This window comes from Microbacterium sp. nov. GSS16 (genome assembly GCF_028198145.1).
In the GTDB taxonomy this organism is placed as follows: domain Bacteria; phylum Actinomycetota; class Actinomycetes; order Actinomycetales; family Microbacteriaceae; genus Microbacterium.
Genome location: NZ_CP116338.1, coordinates 1,138,824 through 1,156,072, shown reverse-complemented (window position 1 = coordinate 1,156,072; position 17,249 = coordinate 1,138,824). Strand labels below are relative to the sequence as shown.

The window sequence follows — 17,249 nt, the reverse complement described above, 5'->3', positions numbered from 1 at the left end:
TGTGCTGTCGGCCCGGTCGGGCGGTTCATGCTGAATGGGTTCAGAGCGCGGCGACCGCGGCGGCTTCGACGGCGATGCCGGCACGGTAGCGGTCGAGGTAGGCGGTGTACCCGGCGACGTCCTCGGGCAGGGGATCTGCGACGCTGACGTCGGCGTCGGCGAAGACCCGCTCGGCGAGGTGGGCGCCCAGCGGACGGTCGGAGCCCAGGAACGCGGCGAGCACCGCGACGCCCCAGGCGCCGCCCTCGGATGCCGTGTCACCGACCGCGACAGGCGCGTTCAGCGCCCCGGCGAGGAAGCGCTGCGCGACGCCGGCGGTGCGGAATACACCGCCGTGCGCGAACATCCGCTCGATCGCGACACCCTCGCCGACGAGCACCTGCATGCCGAGGGCGAGCGTGCCGAAGACGCCGTACAGCTGGGCGCGCATGACGTTCGCGAGGGTGAACCGGCTGTCGGGCGTGCGGACGAACAGCGGTCGTCCTTCGTCGGTGCCGGCGATGGGCTCGCCCGCGAGATGGTTGTAGGCGAGCAGGCCGCCCGCGTCCGGCTCGCCCCCGAGCGCCTCACGGAACAGCGTCTCGAAGACGGCGTCCGCCGGCTGCGGAGCGCCGGATGCCTCCGCGAAGCGGGCGAACATGCCCACCCACGCCGCCAGCTCGCTGGCGCCGTTGTTGCAGTGCACCATGGCGACCGCGTCGCCGGCGGGCGTGGTCACGAGGTCGAGCTCGTGGTGCACCTCGGCAAGCGGCCGTTCGAGCACGACCATCGCGAAGATGCTGGTGCCGGCGCTGACGTTCCCGGTGCGGGGTGAGACGGCGTTGGTCGCCACCATGCCCGTGCCGGCGTCGCCTTCGGGCGGACAGAACGGGATGCCCGGCTGCAGCGCGCCGGTCGGATCGAGCAGCGCTGCCCCCGCGGCGGTCAGTGCCCCTGCCCCGCGGCCGGCGACGAGCGCCTCGGGCAGCATGGCCCGCAGGTCGCCGCCGGTGTGCGCGTCGTACCGTTCGATGAGCGTCTGGTCGTAGTCGCGGGTCGCGGAGTCGATCGGGAACATGCCGGATGCGTCGCCGACGCCGAGCACGCGACGACCGGTGAGCTGCCAGTGCACATATCCGGCGAGTGTGGTGAAGAATCGCACCTCGTCGACGTGCGGCTCGGCGTCGAGCTGTGCCTGGCGCAGATGGGCGATCGACCAGCGCAGCGGGATGTTCACTCCGAGCAGGTCGGTCAGCTCCGCGGCGGCGGCGCCCGTGTTGGTGTTGCGCCAGGTGCGAAACGGCACGAGAAGCTCACCGGAGCGGTCGAACGGCAGGTAGCCGTGCATCATCGCCGAGACGCCGATCGCCCCGAATGTCGCCGGACGGATGCCGTAGCGGTCGTGCGCATCGGCGACGAGCCCAGCGTAGGCCTCCTGCAGGCCCGTCCACACGGCGTCGAGCGAGTAGGTCCACAGACGGTTCTCGAACCGGTTCTCCCAGTCGTGGAAGCCGGTGGCGAGCACCTCGTGGGTGTCGGCGTCGATGAGGCACGCCTTGATGCGCGTCGACCCGAGTTCGATGCCGAGAGCCGTGCGACCCGATCGGATCGTCTCTGCGGTGGCGCTCATCGGCGGGCATCCGAGTTCTGGCCGTACACGTTCTGGTACCGGTCGAAGAGGGCATCGATCGCCTCCTGCGGAATGGGGATGAGCGGCCCCGCCTCGCGCGCGTGGTGCACGGTGCGAGCCACGTCCTCGACCATGACCGCCGCCTTCACCGCATCCTTCGCATCCACCCCGATCGTGAACGGACCGTGGTTCTGCATCAGCACGGCACGCGAGCGGTGACCGGTGAGGGTGTCGACGATGCCGCGCCCGATCGAGTCGTCGCCGATGATCGCGAAGGGGCCGACCGGGATCGGCCCGCCGAACTCGTCGGCCATCGCGGTGATCACGCAGGGGATCTCCTCGCCGCGCGCGGCCCACGCGACCGCGTAGGTCGAGTGGGTGTGCACCACGCCGCCCACGTCCGCCATGTTGCGATACACGTAGGCGTGCGCTGCGGTGTCGCTCGACGGCGACCGGTCGCTGCCCGCGCTGCCCGGGACGACGTTGCCGTCGAGGTCGCAGAGGATCATGTTCTCGGGCGCGAGGTCGTCGTAGCTCACGCCGGAGGGCTTGATCACGAACAGATCGGCGCCGGGGACGCGTCCCGAGACGTTGCCGCCGGTCCAGACGACGAGGCCGTAGCGCACGAGCTCGCCGTGCAGGCGCGCGACGTCTTCGCGGACGGTTCGGATCGCTGCCTCGACCTCGGGGGCAAAGGCGGGAACTGCACTGCTCACGGGCACCTCTTCACGTCGGCCGTTGTGACCGGTCACAGTCAGTGTGACACGATGGCGACCGCGGGTCAACCGTACGGCGCTCGGGTCACTCAACGCGGTCGGCTTCCGGACAGATGTCGGCGCATCGGACGGATGTCGGCGGGATGCGGCGGCATGCGCCGACATCCGTGTTCCGCGCCGACATCCGTGCGTCGAGTTCCGCGCGGCGCCGTCCGGGGCTGCGCAATGCGAGTCAGCGCGGCGGGGCGATCGACGCGCGGGGCACGAGCACGGGGAGCACCGCGTCCCGCGGCGCGGTCACATCGCCGAGCACCGCCGCGACGGCACGGCGCGCGAGCTCGTCGAAATCCTGCCGCACTGTGGTCAGCCGCGGCCAGTAGTGCGCGGCGTCGGGCACATCGTCGAAGCCGACGATGCTCACGTCGCCGGGCACCTCGAGCCCCGCTTCGCGCAGACCCGTGATCAGGCCGAGCGCCATCTGGTCGTTCGCGGCGAACACCGCGGTCACCCCCGCCTCGCGAACGGCGGCGGCGGCGGCGTGCCCGGATGCGGCGGACCAGTCCCCCACGAGCACCGGCCCCTCCGCGATGCCGCGCGCGGCCAGCTCGGCGGCGAATCCCTGCGCCCGCGACTCGGCCTCGAGCCAGTCGGCAGGACCGGCCAGGTGCGCGATCCGTGTGTGCCCGGCCTCGGCGAGCGCCGCCACCGCGAGCCGCGCGCCGGCGGCCTGATCGACCGACAGCCCGCGCGTGCCGCGCTCGGACGAGTGCAGCGTGACGATCGGCAGACCGATCCGCAGCGCATCCAGAGCATCGAGTGTGCGAGCGTGCGGTGCGACGACGACGACACCCTCGACGCCCTGCGAGGCGAGATGCTCGACCGCCGCGATCACAGCGTCGGCGTCGCCCGCGCCGGCGAACGCGGCACTCAGCCAGTATCCGGCGGCGCGGGCCTGCGCCTCGATCGCCGCCAGGCTGCGCGACGGACCGTATTGCAGGGCATCCGAGGCGAGCACTCCGAGCGTGCGCGATCGGCGGGTTCCCAGCGCCCGCGCCGCGTTGTTCATCCGGTAGCCGAGCTCGGCCATCGCCGCCAGCACACGCTCACGGGTCGGGGCCGCGACCTCGGGGCGCTCGTTGAGCACCCGCGACACGGTCTGCCGCGACACCCCGGCGAGCGCCGCGACCTCGCGAACGCCGACGTCGCGGCTCGGCCCTCCGCCCGTCGCATCCACCTCGCTCACCGTCCTGAGTGTACGGCTCGGCCGGCGGGGACCCGCCGGCCGAGCTTCCCCCGCTACTCCTTCTTGCGGATCACCGCACGCTGCAGCAGCACGAAGACGAGCAGGATCCCTCCGGTGATGATCGTGGTCATCTCGGGCGGGATACCGCCGTCACGGGTGATCAGCACGGTCATGAGTCCCAGCACGAGCGCGCCGACCACCGAGCCGAGCACATAGCCGTAGGCGCCGGTGAGCACGGTGCCGCCGATGACCGCCGCGGCGATCGCGTCGAGCTCCCATCCGATGCCGGTGATGTTCTGGGCTGTGCCGAGGCGCGCCGTGTAGAGCACGGCCGCGACGCCGGCGAGCGTGCCGCTGATGACGTACACCAGCACCTTGCTGCGGTGCACGGGCAGGCCCATCAGCAGGGCAGAGCTCTCGGACCCGCCGATGGCGTACACCGTGCGACCGGTTCGCGTGCGATGCAGCACGAAGAACGCGGCCGCGACCACGACGATCGCGACGATCACGGCGGGTGTGACGGTGAGGTCGTTGACCTTCGGCCCGTCGATCACCTTGATCTTCTCGCCGATCCAGCGGATGGGCGAGTCCTCGGCGAGACGCTGCGGCTTCGTGCTCAGCAGCGACGCCAGGCCGCGTCCGAGGAACATCATCGCGAGCGTGGCGATGAACGGCTGCACGTTGAAGTACCGGATGAGCAGCCCCGAGCACAGCCCGAATGCGGATCCCATGGCGATCATCGCGACCACGACGAGCAGCGGCGGCCACCCCGCACCGGCGAGCATGACGCCGGCGACCGACGAGAACGCGATGATCGATCCGACCGACAGGTCGATGCCGCCGGTCAGGATGACGAACGTGAGCGCGACGGCCAACACGATCAGGTGCGCGTTGTTGATGAGCAGGTTCGACAGGGTGCTCGCCTGCACGATGCGCCCGTACGCGATCTCGCCATAGACGACCATCGCGATGAAGATGACGACCGAGGCGATCGTCGGCAGGATCGACGGATTCGCGGTGATCGTGCGGCCGACGCGCGTGGCGAGGCTCGCGCGTGCGGGAGCTGCGGGTGTCGCGGTCATGGTGGTCATGCCGCCACCTCCTTCATCTCGTTCGTCTGTACGCGCGGGGTGGGTTCCGACGCGCGACGGCGCCGGAACCATGCGCGCACGCGCTCGGACTGCAGCAGGCAGATGACGATGATCACCGTCGCCTTGAACGCGGGGGTCGCCGACGACGAGACCCCGAGGAAGAGCACCGTCTTGTCGAGGGTCGCGATCAGCAGAGCCCCGACGAACGCTCCGGAGAGGGAGAACTTCCCGCCCATCAGGGATGCCCCGCCGATGACGACGGCGAGGATCGCGTCGAGTTCGAGCTGATAGCCGGTGCGGGAGATGTCGACGGTCATCACGCTGCCCACCGACATCACTCCGGCGATGCCGGCGAGCACACCGCTGAGGATGTACGCGGTCAGCAGCAGGCCCTTCGGCTTGATGCCGGCCATGCGGCTCGCCCTGGGGTTGATGCCGATTGCCTCGATCATCAGGCCGAGCGCGCTGCGGCGCACGACCCAGGCGACCGCGATCACGATCGCCAGTGCGAGCAGGAAGACGACGGGGATGCCGATGACGTAGCCGTTCGCGATCCACCGGTAGGCGTCGTTGCCGGCTGCGGTGTTCTGCCCGCCGGTGATCACCTTCGCGATGCCGCGCCCGGCGAGCATCAGCACGAGGGTGGCGATGAAGGGCTGCAGCCCCACGTACGCGACCAGCACGCCGTTGACGGCGCCGAGCAGCGCTGTGACCGCCAGCGATAGGCCGACCGCGGCGAGCGCGGAGCCCGCGGAGGTGCCGTCCGTGCTGCGCAGGAACTCCATCGACACGGCTCCGGCGACCGCCATGAGCGAGCCGACCGACAGGTCGATGCCCGCCGTCGCGATCACGAGTGACATGCCGATCGCGATCATCATGATCGGTGCCGCCTGGCGCAGGATGTCGATGACGTTGCCGACGAGGTGACCGTTGTTCGGATTGACGGAAAGGGCGAGGTAGCCGGGGTCCTTCAGCACATTCAGCAGCAGCAGCGCGACGATCGCGATGATGCCCCAGAAGAACGGCTTGTGGATCAGGTCTCGCCAGACGGTGGTCGCGTTCTTCATCGCGCCCCCTCCTCTGCGGTCGATGCGGGGATGGTATCGGGCACGGCACCCTCGGCCTCGTCGAGTGTGGCAGCCGCGGCATCCGTTCCGTGCGCGGCGATCACGTCGACGATCTGCTGGGCGTTGACCTCTGGGCCGTTCTGGATCTCACCGATCTTCTCGTGATCCTTGAGCACCACGATCCGCTCGGAGAGGCGGACGACCTCCTCCAGCTCCGATGAGACGAACACGACAGCCACGCCGTCCTCGGCGAGCGCGGCGACGGCTTCCTGGATCTCCGCCTTCGCACCCACGTCGATCCCGCGAGTGGGCTCGTCGAGGATGAGCAGCTCGGGCTTGGTGGCCAGCCACCGCCCGAGCAGCACCTTCTGCTGGTTACCGCCGGAGAGGTTCTTGATCATCCGGTTCGGGTCGGCGGGGCGCACGTTCAGCTCGGCGATGTACTTCTCGACGATGGCATCCTGCTCCTTACGCGGCAGCGGCCGTGCCCAGCCGCGTTCGGCCTGCACGGCGAGGATGATGTTCTCGCGCACGGTCAGATCGCCGATGATGCCCTCGTCGCGCCGGTTCTCGGTCGAGAATGCGATCCGCCCGGCGAGCCCGTCGGCGGGCGAGCGCAGATCGACGTCCCGGCCATGCAGCCGGATCGCGCCCTCGTCGACACGATCGGCACCGTAGAGCAGGCGGGCCAGCTCGGTGCGTCCCGAGCCGAGCAGGCCGGCGAAGCCGACCACTTCGCCGGGGCGGATGTCGAGATCGGTCGACTCGACGGAGCCGCGGCGAGCGATTCCGGATGCCGAGAGCAGCGGCTCCTCATCGGGATCGCGCGGCTCGGTGCGCCGGTTCCCGCCCAGCGAGGTGAGCGCGTCGAGATCCTTGCCGATCATCTTCGAGATCAGCGCGTGGCGGTTCAGGTCGCGAGTCAGGTACTCGCCCTCGTACCGTCCGTTACGCAGCACGGTGAGCCGGTCGCTGATGGCGTAGATCTGGTCGAGGAAGTGCGACACGAAGAGGATGGCGACGCCCTGATCGCGCAGCGTGCGCATGACCGTGAACAGACCCTCGACCTCGGCCGCGTCGAGGCTGGAGGTCGGCTCATCGAGGATGAGCACCTTGGCCTTGACGGCCATCGCACGGCTGATCGCGACGAGCTGCTGCACGGCGATCGAGAGCGTGGAGAGGGGCTTGTGGGTGTCGAGGTGCGAGAGGCCGAGCCGCCCGAGCGCTTCGGTGGCGGCTCGGTGCGTGGCGCGCCAGTCGACACCCAACGGACCGCGGATCTCGTGGCCCAGCATGACGTTCTCGCCGATGCTGAGATTCGGCGCCAGGTTCACCTCCTGGTAGACCGTCGAGATGCCTGCGCTCTGCGCGTCGCCGGTGCCGCTGAACTGCCGCTCCTGGCCTGCGACCACGATCGAGCCGGAGTCGATCCGGTAGACGCCCGTGAGCGCTTTGATGAGGGTGGACTTGCCGGCGCCATTCTCGCCCATGAGGGCGTGCACCTCGCCGGGGAAGAGTCGGAACTCGACGTCGTCCAGGGCCTTCACGCCCGGGAACTCGATCGATATCCCGCGCATCTGCACGATGGGCAGTTCTTCGGTCATCGCTGTCTCTCAGTCTGTGATGACGGAAGCCGGGTGGCGCGCTCCGCGCCACCCGGCCTTCCGATCAGTACTTGCGGTCGGCGAGCACGGCCTTGGCCGCATCTGCCGAGTCGAACGCCTCGCTGGGAACGATGATGTACGAGTCGACGTCCTCACCGTCGAGCGCCTTCTGCACGACCTCCAGAGCGGTTTCGCCGAAGAGGGGGTTGTACTCGTGCACGTAGCTGAGCTTGCCGTCGGCGAGCGCCTGGATCGCGTTCTTGGTCCCGTCGATCGTGGCGATCTTGATGTCTTCGCCCACGACCAGGCCGGCTTCCTCGGCAGCCTGAGCCGCGCCGAGACCCATCTCGTCGTTCTGAGCGAACACGAACTGGATGTCGTTGTTGTTAGCCTTGAGCATCGTCTCGAGCACGCTCTTGCCCTCTTCGGTCGACCAGTTGGCGGTCTGCGCGTCGACCTTGTTCAGCGTGGAGTCGCCGAGGCCCGCTTCGAAGCCCTCGTTGCGCTCGTTGACGACGCCGACCCCGGCCGGACCCTCGAGCACGACGTAGTTGCCGCCGTCGGGGAAGGCCGAGGCAGCCCACTCGCCGACCTCCTTCGCGACCTCGACGTTGTCGGGGGCGATGCGGGTGACGTAGACGCTGTCGTCTTCGGGCTCGATGCCGCGGTCGAGCAGGATGACCGGGATCTCAGCCTCCTGCGCCAGCTTGAGGGAGTCCTCCCAGCCCGTGGCCTCAGTGGCCGAGAGCAGGATGACGTCGACGCCCTGGTCGACGAATGCGGTGAAGCTGTCGATCTGCGACTTCTGGTCGAGGTTCGCGGCGGGTGCGTAGCTGAGCTTGTAGCCGGCCTCCTCGGTGAACGTGTCCTTGATGTTCTGCTCGTTTGCCTGGCGCCAGCCGCCCTCGGGGCCGACAGCGACGAAGCCGACGGAGACCAGGTCGCCCGACGAACCTGCGTCGGATGATGTCTTGTCGCCGCCGCAGGCGGTCAGGCCGAGCGCGAGCGCGCCGACGGCCGCGAAGCCGAGTACCGCGCGGATGTGCTTCTTTGCAGACATAGTTCTCCTCCTTGAGAGACCGGGCCGCTGCCCGGGGGCGGGCCGTGAGGCCCACGGGTGATTGCAGGATGCGGAGCGTCCTGTGTGGATGTTACCGGGAACATTTCATCCGGCACAAGCACGTTGCATAACGTTCGGGACTCGTCGACGGCCGGGAACCTCCTCCGGCCTCGCGCACCCGTGAAGGGTGACGTCTCAGTCGACGGTGTCGCCGGATTCCGCGGCGATCATCTCCACGATCGTGTCGACGGTGACTCCGGGCCCGTTGCTGAGCTCGCCGATCTTCTCGCGGTCCTTCAGCACGACGATCCTGTCACTGAGCCGAACGACCTCCTGCAGTTCCGACGAGATGAAGACCACGGCCACGCCCTGCCCCGCCAGCGTGCTGATGCTTCGCTGGATCTGCAGCTTCGCGGCGATGTCGATGCCTCGCGTCGGCTCGTCGAGGATGAGCACGTGCGGGCGGACGGCCAGCGCGCGTGCGAGCAGCACCTTCTGCTGCGCCCCTCCGGAGAGCTGCTCGACCGGGCGCGCGAGATCAGCCGCGCTGAGGTTCAGCACCTCGACGTAGATGTCCAGCAGCACTCTCTGCTCGGGCTGCGGGATGGGCCGGGTCCAGCCGCGCAGCGCCTGCAGCGAGAGCAGCATGTTCTCTCGAGCGGTGAGTCCCGCCACGATCCCGTCCGTGCGGCGGCTCTCGCTCGATGCGGCGACGCGACGGCGCAGCGCCGTCGACGGGCTGTTCAGCCGCACCCGCTCGCCGTCGACCCACAGCTCCCCCGAGTCCGAGCGCAGTGCGCCCGACATCAGCGCTCCGAGCTCGGTGCGCCCGGCGCCGCGAAGGCCGGCGAACCCGACGATCTCACCGCGATGCACCTCGATGTCCGTCGGGCGGAGCTCGCCTCGACGCCCGAGGGCGTCGGCGCGGAGGGCCGGCTCCCCCTCCGAGACGTAGTGGTGCGCCTTGCGCTCGGAGCCCAGCGCGCGCAGGCCCTCGATGTCCTTCCCGAGCATCTGCGAGATGACCTCGGCGCGTTCGAGCTCTCGGGTCGGAGTCTCGGCCACCTTCCGGCCACCGCGCAGCACGGTCATGCGGTCGCTGATCGCGAAGGCCTGCTCGAGGAAGTGCGACACGAACAGGATCGCGACGCCCCGATTGCGCAATCCGCGGATCACTCGCATGAGCGCCGCCACCTCGGAACTCTCGAGACTCGAGGTCGGCTCATCGAGCACGAGCACACGCGGCTCGTCGACCACCGAGCGCGCGAGTGCGACGAGCTGCTTCTGGGCGGGCGAGAGGAATGCGAGCGGGGTGCGCGGATCGAGGTCGTCGACGCCGAGCCGGGCCAGGGCCTGGGCGGCATCCGCCCTGTTGCGCCGCCAATCGATGCCGAACCGGCCGCGGCGCTCGCGTCCGAGCATGACCGCCTCGGTGACGGTCAGGTTGGGACTGAGCTGCATGTCCTGGAACACGGTCGCGATGCCGGCCGCCCTGCTGTCCCCGACGCCCGTGAACGACCGCTCCTCACCGTCGACGACGACCATGCCCGACGTGGGACGGCGAGTGCCGGTGATCACACCGATGAGGGTCGACTTGCCCGCACCGTTCTCGCCCATCACCGCGTGCACCTCGCCGGGGAAGAGACGGAAGTCGACCGCATCCAGCGCCCGCACCCCCGGCAGCTCGACCGTGATCCCTCGCAACTCGATCACGGGAGCGGCGGCTGGGCCGCTCATCGCGACTCCCGCGGCTTGGCGGTCGAGTCCCGCACCACGAGCTCGGTCGGGATGCGGGTGAAGGGCGGCAGCTCGCGCTGCTCGATCGCCGCGCGCAGCATCTCGACGACGGCACCGCCCAGGGCCTGGAAGTCCTGCCGCACGGTCGTCAGCGGAGGAAGGAAGTGCCGTGCGAGCGGCACATCGTCGAACCCGACGACGCTGATGTCGCCGGGCACGTCGAATCCTCGATCGTGCAGCCCGTGGATGAGCCCGATCGCGGTGTCATCGTTGGCGGCGAAGATGGCGGTCGCCTCCGGCAGGCGCTGCAGTCCCATCGCGAAGTCGTAGGCGAAGTCGGCGCTCCAGTCGCCGACGACGATCGGCCGCTCCCGGATGCCCCATGACTTCGCCCTGGTGTGGAAGGCACGTTCTCGCGCCCTGGCGTCGAGCCAGTCGAGGGGACCCGAGATGTGCAGGATGTCGCGGTGGCCGAGGGAGACGAGGTGGTCGACGACGAGCGTGGTTCCGGCATGCTGGTCGATCGAGACCGTCAGGAAGGTCGGGTCGGGGTCGGCCTTGACCACGAGCATGGGCACGCTCATCGTGACCCGCCGCAGCGCCGCCACCGACGACGACCTCGGCGCGACGACGCAGATGGCGTCGACGCCCTGGGTGGTCAGGCTGTCGACCGCGTCATGGGGTGTCATCGCGTCGCCCTCGTACAGGGCTATGGGCGTGACCGAGTACCCCGCCTGGCGCGCCGCGAGTTCGACCGCGCGCAGGATGCTGGTGGGGCCATGCGCCACGGGACTCTCGACAATCACCCCGATGCGCTGGCTGCGCTGCGTGGCCAGCGCACGGGCGACCAGGTTCGGCCGGTAGTCGAGCTCTTCGATCGCTTCGAGCACGCGGCGACGGGTCTCGGGCTTGATGTTCGGATAGTCGTTGAGCACCCGCGAGACGGTCATGTGCGAGACACCGGCGATCGACGCGACCTGCCTGATGTTCGGTTTGTCGGAGCCGACGTTGGCCATGCGTCTCCTCCGTCGGCTTGCCTTCCGAGATGTTACCGAGCACAGCGCTGCCCTCGCAATGGACGCCGGCCCGCAGACGCACGATCGGCCCGGTCGCGCCCCTTCTCGGGGGCACGACCGGGCCGATGTGTCGGCAACTCGACGCGCGGTCGAGGATCAGGCCGTGGGCTCGCTCACCTCCGGCTGGCGGCGGCGCAGCATCCACAGACCGGAGCCGGCAGCCAGCAGCAGTGCGGCGATCGCTGCGGCGAAGGCGCTGCCCGATCCGTCTGCACCTGTCGTGGCCAGGGCACCGCCAGGATCGGCTGCCGCCGAGCCGCCGGCGCTGGAACCACCGGAGTTCGCACCACCGGAGCCGGCACCGCCGTCACCCTGGTCGCCGCCAGGCGCGGCAGCGGCCGTCACCGTGAGCGGCAGGCGAGTCAGCTCGCCGCCGTCGGCCCGCAGCACGATCTCGTGCGCACCCGGTTCGATGTCGGCGGGGATCACGACAGTAGCCGAGAGGGCGCCCCGCTCGACCTGTGCCGTGGCGAGCTTGCGATAGGTGCTCTCGATGCCGATCTCGACCTCGTCGGCCTCGACACCCGAGGCGGTGACGGTCACCGACCCGCCGGCCGCGACCTGGTCGACCGACAGCTTCGCTGCGAGCTGCTGCTCACCGGGGCCCGAGTCCTGCGAACCGGTGAACGCCCAGTTGTCGACCTCCATGAGGTCGGCACCGGCCTCCGCACCCTCGGCTCCGGCGAACACGAAGAACACGTCGTGCTCTCCGGTTGCGCCATCGACGTCGGCCTGCACGGTGGCCCACTCGCCGACCGCGCCGTCCACGGGCAGAGTGGCCACGACGGGACCGTCGGGCTGATCCAGGCGGACCTGAATGCTGCTGCCCCCGGAGAGCGGCTTCACCCGCGTCGACACGGTCTTCGCGCCGACTCCGAAGTCGACCCCCGAGATTCCGGTGAAGTCGCCGTCGTCGATCGACGCCACGACGAGGTTGCCTCCTCCGTTGTGCTCAGGGAACTCGATGGATGCCGCCTCCGTCTTCGCGGTGGTGATGCCCAGCTGCCACGCCAGGGTCTCCGCCTCGAATGTGCGATACGGGTCGAACGCCTCGACCTGCTCGACTCCGGCGCGCGTTCCCACGACCGGCTTGATGGTGCCGTCGGCGTTGAACTCCAGCTTGTCGATGTGCACTGAGCGGTAGCCCTGCGTGGCGCCGGGGCTGCCGAACGCTGCGGCCCAGGCGGCTCCGCGCGTCTGTGCGTGGTACGTGAAATACGTTTCGCCCTTGTAGGTGAACATGTCGGAGTGGTTGTTGCCGCCGTTGCCCGCTCCGAAGAAGGTCGCCTGGTTCAGGAAGGCTTCACCCGCGTACTTCGAGGCCGTGAGATCCATCGGATCGCCCGTCATCATGTATGCGATCGCACCGGTCTTCGGGTACTTGCCTGCCTCTTCCTTCACCTGGAAGTTGGACGAGTAGGAGTAGTAGTACTTGTCACCGCGCTTGAACATGCTGGATGCCTCGAACATGCCGGGAGCATCGATCTCGACCGGGTCGCCGTCGAGGGTCACCAGGTCGTCCTTCAGCTTCACGACTCGGGTCGACTTGGGGTTCTGCGGGCCCTGCACGTTCGGCGCAGTACCGATCTGCGAGTTGCCGCCGAAGTAGAGGTAGGCCTGACCGTCGTCGTCGATGAAGATCTCGGGGTCGAACAGCCACATGCCCGCGGGGAAACCGCCCGAGGCGATGTAGTCGCGGTCGACCGTGTCGGGGATGATCTTCTTGCCGAGCGGGTCGGTCCACGGCCCGAGAGGCGAGCCTCCGACGACGACGGCAGTCCCGGTGCCGCTGTCGCAGAAGTACAGGTAGACCTTGCCGTCCTTCTCGATCGCGGCGGGAGCCCACGAGTTGCGCGCCCACGGAGCGGCGCCGCCCTCGCGAGCGATCGGGATCGCACCGTGATCGACCCAGTTCACCATGTCGCTGGTCGACATGACGTTGAGACGCGTGATGGCACCGTAGCCGTTCGACTGCGTGGGCAGGCCGTTGGCGTCCTTGCTGTTCGCCTCGTACTGCTGCGTGTCGTCGGTGGAGTAGATGTAGAGCCGACCGTTGTACACGAGGTGGTGCGGGTCGGCGCCGAACTTGTGGCCGACGAGCGGGTTGTGGTCGCCGATCGGCTTCGTCTGCACGTCCTCGAGCGCCTGGAAGGCCGGCTGCTCGGGAGCGTCGGCGATCTTGATCAACGAGATCTCGTCGACGGCGAAGTCCTGCAGGGCGTTCGAACCCCACGGCGTCTCGATGAAGAACCAGTTCGCGTCGGCGTGCTTCGCCTCAGCAGTGAACTCCTGCGAGAACGATGCCCACTCCCCCTTGGTGAAGGTGTGCCCGTAGTCGGCGCAGCCGTTGAAGTTCGACGGGCAGAAGGTGAAGTTGAAGCGCTGCGTCGCCGCACCTTCAATGTACTTCAGCTTGCCGCTCATCCGGTAGGTCGCGCCGGCCTCGAGCTTGCCCGAGACGTCGGCGAAGGGGCCGGACTGGGTGTTCTCCCGCTTCGTCGCCGCGAGGGCGTGCGACCCGCTGGCAGCGTCGGTTGTCAGCGCGAGCTCGCCGCCGCGGGTGTTCGTCCACCCGGCCAGGCTGCCGGCGAACCGCCCGTCGGGCAGCAGGTTGCCCGGCACGGCCGGCGGCTCGGCGACTGCTGCGGTCGGCACCGCGATCGGCGCCGCGAACGCGGCCTGGCCGACGACGGTCGCCGATGAGGCGACCAGCGCGGTGACTCCGATCGCCGCGGCCAAGCGCCGGGCTGATCGGCGCCGACGGCGCGCAGGGTTGTCGTGTGTTTTCACGTGTACGAACTCCTTCTAGTGCATCGGCCGTCTCCGAGCGCGACGAAGCGCGGGCGCACTCGAGCAGCGGCACGAGCGAGTGCCGCGTGCGCGCCGGAAGCGGCAGGTGGGGAGGATCGGCCCGGTCGGGCCGGCGACCGGAGTCGCGATCAGCTGAAGCCGTGCCACCGGGTTCGGTGGGGTGGGGTGTCTCCTCCTCGAGATACGACAGATGCCACGGCGTTGGGGCCAGCTGATTCGGATGTTACCGGTATCATTACGGGGAACACAAGAGCTGATCCTCGCGGGACGGTGAAGCGAAACGCCCGTCAGAGCCCGAGCATCTCCAGGCGCCGGTTCACGAAGCGGCGCTCCGGGTCGAACGACGCGGCGAGCGCGGCGAAGTCGCCCCAGCGGGGGTACCTCGCGCGCACCTCGCCGGCATCCAGGGTCGAGATCTTGCCCCAGTGCGGTCGGGTCGAATCCGGCAGCGCCGCCTCGATCTCGGGCAACAGGGCCCGTACCGCCGGCTCGTCGGGCCGCCACGTGAAGTGCAGGGCGACGGCATCCGCCCCGTACGACGAACTCAGCCACAGGTCGTCGGCTCGCACCGTGCGGATCTCGTTCACGAGCAGCAGCGGAGCGATGCGCGAAGCGAGCCCGCGAACCGCCTCGATCGCCGCCACGGCGTCGCGGCGCGGCACGAGGTACGCGCTCTGCAGCTCGAGGCCGGCCGAGGGGGTGAAGGCGAGACGGAAGTGCGGCAGACGCTCGAACCACGGGCCCGGAACCCCGCCCTGCTCGCTGCAGGCCTGCGGATCAGCGCCCAGGATCGGATGGCGCTTCCCAGCGGCGGGTAGCGCACCAAGTAGAGCGACGACGGCAGCGCGCTCATCGGCGCGATCGTCACGCTGTCGCTGCTTGATCCACAGCTGATCGGCGGCGTCGGTGCGTTGCCAGGTCGAGAAGATGCTCACGCTTGTGCCGGCGCCCGTGACCGTGTCGAGGTCGGCGAGGATCGCGTCCCAGCGCGGCGCCTCGTAGACGTGCTGCGCGACGGCGTACGTGGGCTCGACGTCGAGCGTGAGTTCGATCACGGCGCCGAGCGCACCGAGCGAGACCACTGCCCCGTCGAATCGGGGGTCGCCGCGGCGCAGCTCGCGGGTCTCGCCGGATGCGGTGAGCAGCGTGAGCGCCCGCACCGCGGTTGCCAGCGAGCCGATCCGGTCGCCGGAGCCGTGAGTGCCGGTGGCCACGGCTCCGGCGACCGAGATGTGCGGCAGCGAGGCGAGGTTGGGGAGGGCGAGGCCGGCCGCCTCGAGCGCGGGCGCGATATCGCCGTAGCGCAGCGCGCTGCTGACGCGCACCGAATCACGCGCGGCGCTGATCTCGATCGCCCGCGGCATGCGATCGAGCGCGATGAGCGCGCCGTCGGTGTCGGCGATGTCGTTGAACGAGTGCCTGGTGCCCAGCATCCGCACCCGCTCGCTGGACACGATCGCCTCGCGCGCCTCCTCGAGGGATTCGGGATGCACGAGACGAGCCGCCCCGTAGACGAGATTGCCTGCCCAGTTGCGCTCGCTGCTCATGCCGCCATGATTCCACGCCGTCAGCTCGCGCCCTCGGGCGTGACGCCGTCTTCGGCCGGCGCCACCAGCGAGAGCGGATCCGTGACGTCCTCGAGCGATTTGCCGGCGGCGCTGATGCCGAAGACCCCGCAGATCACTCCCCCGAAGATCATCACGCCCGAACCGAGCACGTATCCCCAGAACAGCGGCCCCCGGTCGCCTGACTCGGCACTTGCCCCGATCAGCGAGCCGTACAGCACGGGTGCGATGGCGCCGACGAGTTGACCGATCGAGAAGACGTACGAGATCACCTGGCTGCGCAGCTCGAGCGGGAAGATCTCGCTCACAGTGAGGTACGCCGCCGACGCCCCCGCCGAGGCGAAGAAGAACGAGGCGCACCAGAACGCCGTGTGCGTCGCCGCGTTCAACGCGCCCGCGTTGAACATGAACGCGCTCACCAGCAGGATCAGGCCGGCCAGCACGTAGGTGCCGAACAGCATCCGCCGTCGTCCCCAGGTGTCGAAGAAGTGCCCCAGCACGAGCGCGCCGGTCAGGTTTCCGATGGCGAAGATGATGAAGTACTGACCCGCGGATGCCGGGGGCGTGTCGTAGAAGTTCTCCAGCACCAGCGCGTAGGTGAAGAAGATCGCGTTGTAGAGGAACGACTGCGTGATCATCATCGTGATGCCGACCAGCGTGCGGCGGGGGTACTTCTTGAACAACACCTTCATGATCACGAGGAAGGGCACGCTGCCGTACTCCTTGACGGTGATCGCCTTGCCCTCATCGACCGGGTCCACGGTCTTGCCCTCGCGGCGCACACGCTCCTCGATCTCGTCGACATTGCGCTCGGCGTCTTCTTCCCGCCCGTGCGTCATCTGCCACCGCGGGCTCTCGGGGATGTGTCGGCGCAGCCAGATGATCAGCACGCCCAGCACCGGTCCGAGGAAGAAGCTGAGCCGCCAGCCGAGGTCGGCGGGCAGGATGTCGGTGTTCAGGAAGAACATGTTCGCGACGGCGCCGAGAGCGGCACCGCCCCAATAGGTTCCGTTGATGGCGATATCGACCCGGCCCCGGTATTTGGCGGGGATGATCTCGTCGATGGCGGAGTTGATGGCCGCGTACTCGCCGCCGATGCCCGCTCCCGCGACGAACCGCCAGATGTAGAAGAACCATGGCGCGAACGCGAGGCCGGCCACCGCTGAGCCGACCAGGTACACGGCGAGGGAGAGGAGGAACAGCTTCTTGCGTCCCAGTCGATCGGCCAGCCTGCCGAAGACGAGCGCTCCGAAGACCTGGCCCAGCAGATAGCAGGTGCCCGCGAGTCCCACTTCGGCCGGCCCCATCCCCAGCGTCTTCGCGTAGCCGTTCGCCGCCACGATCTGCACTTCGAGGCCGTCGAGGATCCACGAAAAGCCGAGCCCGACGATGATCATCCAGTGGAAACGCGACCACGGAAGCCGATCCATCCGCGCAGGAACCAGCGACCGCACCTCTTTGACCTGTGCTCCGGATGCAGACATGTCGCTCCCCTTCTCGTGGGGACGAGAAGCCCCCGGGCATCCGTTTCTACTCCGGCGGATGCAGGGGCCGGACACGGTTGACCGGGAGGGCACGAACACGCTAACGCTGCGTCACCGGCACCGGCATCGGCATCGGCACCGGCACCGGCACCGGCACCGGCACCGGCACCGGCACCGTGTCAGGAT

Annotated in this window: 12 protein-coding genes; all 12 read right to left on the bottom strand. The window is 69.1% G+C overall.

The genetic code is table 11. The features are described from left to right. Nucleotides 1-40: 40 nt before the first annotated feature. Entirely contained in the window at nucleotides 41-1,609 is a 1,569-nt protein-coding gene (locus PGB26_RS05340) for a xylulokinase (RefSeq protein WP_271639305.1), read from the bottom strand. After that, complete coding sequence (locus tag PGB26_RS05335) at nucleotides 1,606-2,325, bottom strand: L-ribulose-5-phosphate 4-epimerase (protein ID WP_271639304.1); 720 nt, start codon at nucleotides 2,323-2,325, stop codon at nucleotides 1,606-1,608. Before PGB26_RS05335 ends, PGB26_RS05340 begins: the two co-directional genes overlap by 4 nt. 232 nt (nucleotides 2,326-2,557) lie before the next feature. Next, nucleotides 2,558-3,568, bottom strand: coding sequence for a LacI family DNA-binding transcriptional regulator (locus PGB26_RS05330; RefSeq protein ID WP_271639303.1), 1,011 nt, complete (start codon nucleotides 3,566-3,568; stop codon nucleotides 2,558-2,560). A 53-nt stretch (nucleotides 3,569-3,621) separates the two neighbouring features. After that, nucleotides 3,622-4,659: an ABC transporter permease gene (locus tag PGB26_RS05325; protein WP_271639302.1), complete on the bottom strand. Its 1,038-nt coding sequence runs from the start codon at nucleotides 4,657-4,659 to the stop codon at nucleotides 3,622-3,624. Beyond that, nucleotides 4,656-5,726, bottom strand: a complete 1,071-nt coding sequence (locus tag PGB26_RS05320) for an ABC transporter permease (protein ID WP_271639301.1) — start codon at nucleotides 5,724-5,726, stop codon at nucleotides 4,656-4,658. The genes PGB26_RS05325 and PGB26_RS05320 overlap by 4 nt, the downstream gene beginning before the upstream one ends. Beyond that, a complete protein-coding gene (locus PGB26_RS05315; protein WP_271639300.1) occupies nucleotides 5,723-7,330 on the bottom strand; it encodes a sugar ABC transporter ATP-binding protein in 1,608 nt (535 codons plus the stop codon). The genes PGB26_RS05320 and PGB26_RS05315 overlap by 4 nt, the downstream gene beginning before the upstream one ends. A gap of 64 nt (nucleotides 7,331-7,394) precedes the next feature. Continuing rightward, on the bottom strand, nucleotides 7,395-8,390 hold the full coding sequence (locus PGB26_RS05310) for a substrate-binding domain-containing protein (RefSeq protein ID WP_271639299.1): 996 nt from the start codon (nucleotides 8,388-8,390) through the stop codon (nucleotides 7,395-7,397). Between the two features lie 195 nt (nucleotides 8,391-8,585). Next, entirely contained in the window at nucleotides 8,586-10,127 is a 1,542-nt protein-coding gene (locus tag PGB26_RS05305) for a sugar ABC transporter ATP-binding protein (protein WP_271639298.1), read from the bottom strand. Continuing rightward, entirely contained in the window at nucleotides 10,124-11,143 is a 1,020-nt protein-coding gene (locus tag PGB26_RS05300) for a LacI family DNA-binding transcriptional regulator (protein ID WP_271639297.1), read from the bottom strand. Before PGB26_RS05300 ends, PGB26_RS05305 begins: the two co-directional genes overlap by 4 nt. A 156-nt stretch (nucleotides 11,144-11,299) precedes the next feature. Continuing rightward, nucleotides 11,300-13,993 (bottom strand): family 43 glycosylhydrolase, encoded by a 2,694-nt coding sequence (locus PGB26_RS05295; RefSeq protein ID WP_271639296.1) that lies wholly within the window; start codon nucleotides 13,991-13,993, stop codon nucleotides 11,300-11,302. 308 nt (nucleotides 13,994-14,301) lie between these two features. Then, entirely contained in the window at nucleotides 14,302-15,561 is a 1,260-nt protein-coding gene (locus PGB26_RS05290; protein ID WP_271639295.1) for an FAD-binding protein, read from the bottom strand. A gap of 20 nt (nucleotides 15,562-15,581) precedes the next feature. Further along, the gene (locus tag PGB26_RS05285; protein WP_271639294.1) at nucleotides 15,582-17,063 is read right to left on the bottom strand and encodes an MFS transporter; all 1,482 of its coding nucleotides are present in this window, start codon (nucleotides 17,061-17,063) and stop codon (nucleotides 15,582-15,584) included. Nucleotides 17,064-17,249 lie beyond the last annotated feature (186 nt).

Coding starts and splice junctions, on each gene's coding strand:
- PGB26_RS05320 (WP_271639301.1), bottom strand. CDS start 5,726: ATGAAGAACGCGACCACCGTCTGGCGAGACCTGATCCACAAGCCGTTC.
- PGB26_RS05340 (WP_271639305.1), bottom strand. CDS start 1,609: ATGAGCGCCACCGCAGAGACGATCCGATCGGGTCGCACGGCTCTCGGC.
- PGB26_RS05300 (WP_271639297.1), bottom strand. CDS start 11,143: ATGGCCAACGTCGGCTCCGACAAACCGAACATCAGGCAGGTCGCGTCG.
- PGB26_RS05310 (WP_271639299.1), bottom strand. CDS start 8,390: ATGTCTGCAAAGAAGCACATCCGCGCGGTACTCGGCTTCGCGGCCGTC.
- PGB26_RS05290 (WP_271639295.1), bottom strand. CDS start 15,561: ATGAGCAGCGAGCGCAACTGGGCAGGCAATCTCGTCTACGGGGCGGCT.
- PGB26_RS05285 (WP_271639294.1), bottom strand. CDS start 17,063: ATGTCTGCATCCGGAGCACAGGTCAAAGAGGTGCGGTCGCTGGTTCCT.
- PGB26_RS05325 (WP_271639302.1), bottom strand. CDS start 4,659: ATGACCACCATGACCGCGACACCCGCAGCTCCCGCACGCGCGAGCCTC.
- PGB26_RS05315 (WP_271639300.1), bottom strand. CDS start 7,330: ATGACCGAAGAACTGCCCATCGTGCAGATGCGCGGGATATCGATCGAG.
- PGB26_RS05305 (WP_271639298.1), bottom strand. CDS start 10,127: ATGAGCGGCCCAGCCGCCGCTCCCGTGATCGAGTTGCGAGGGATCACG.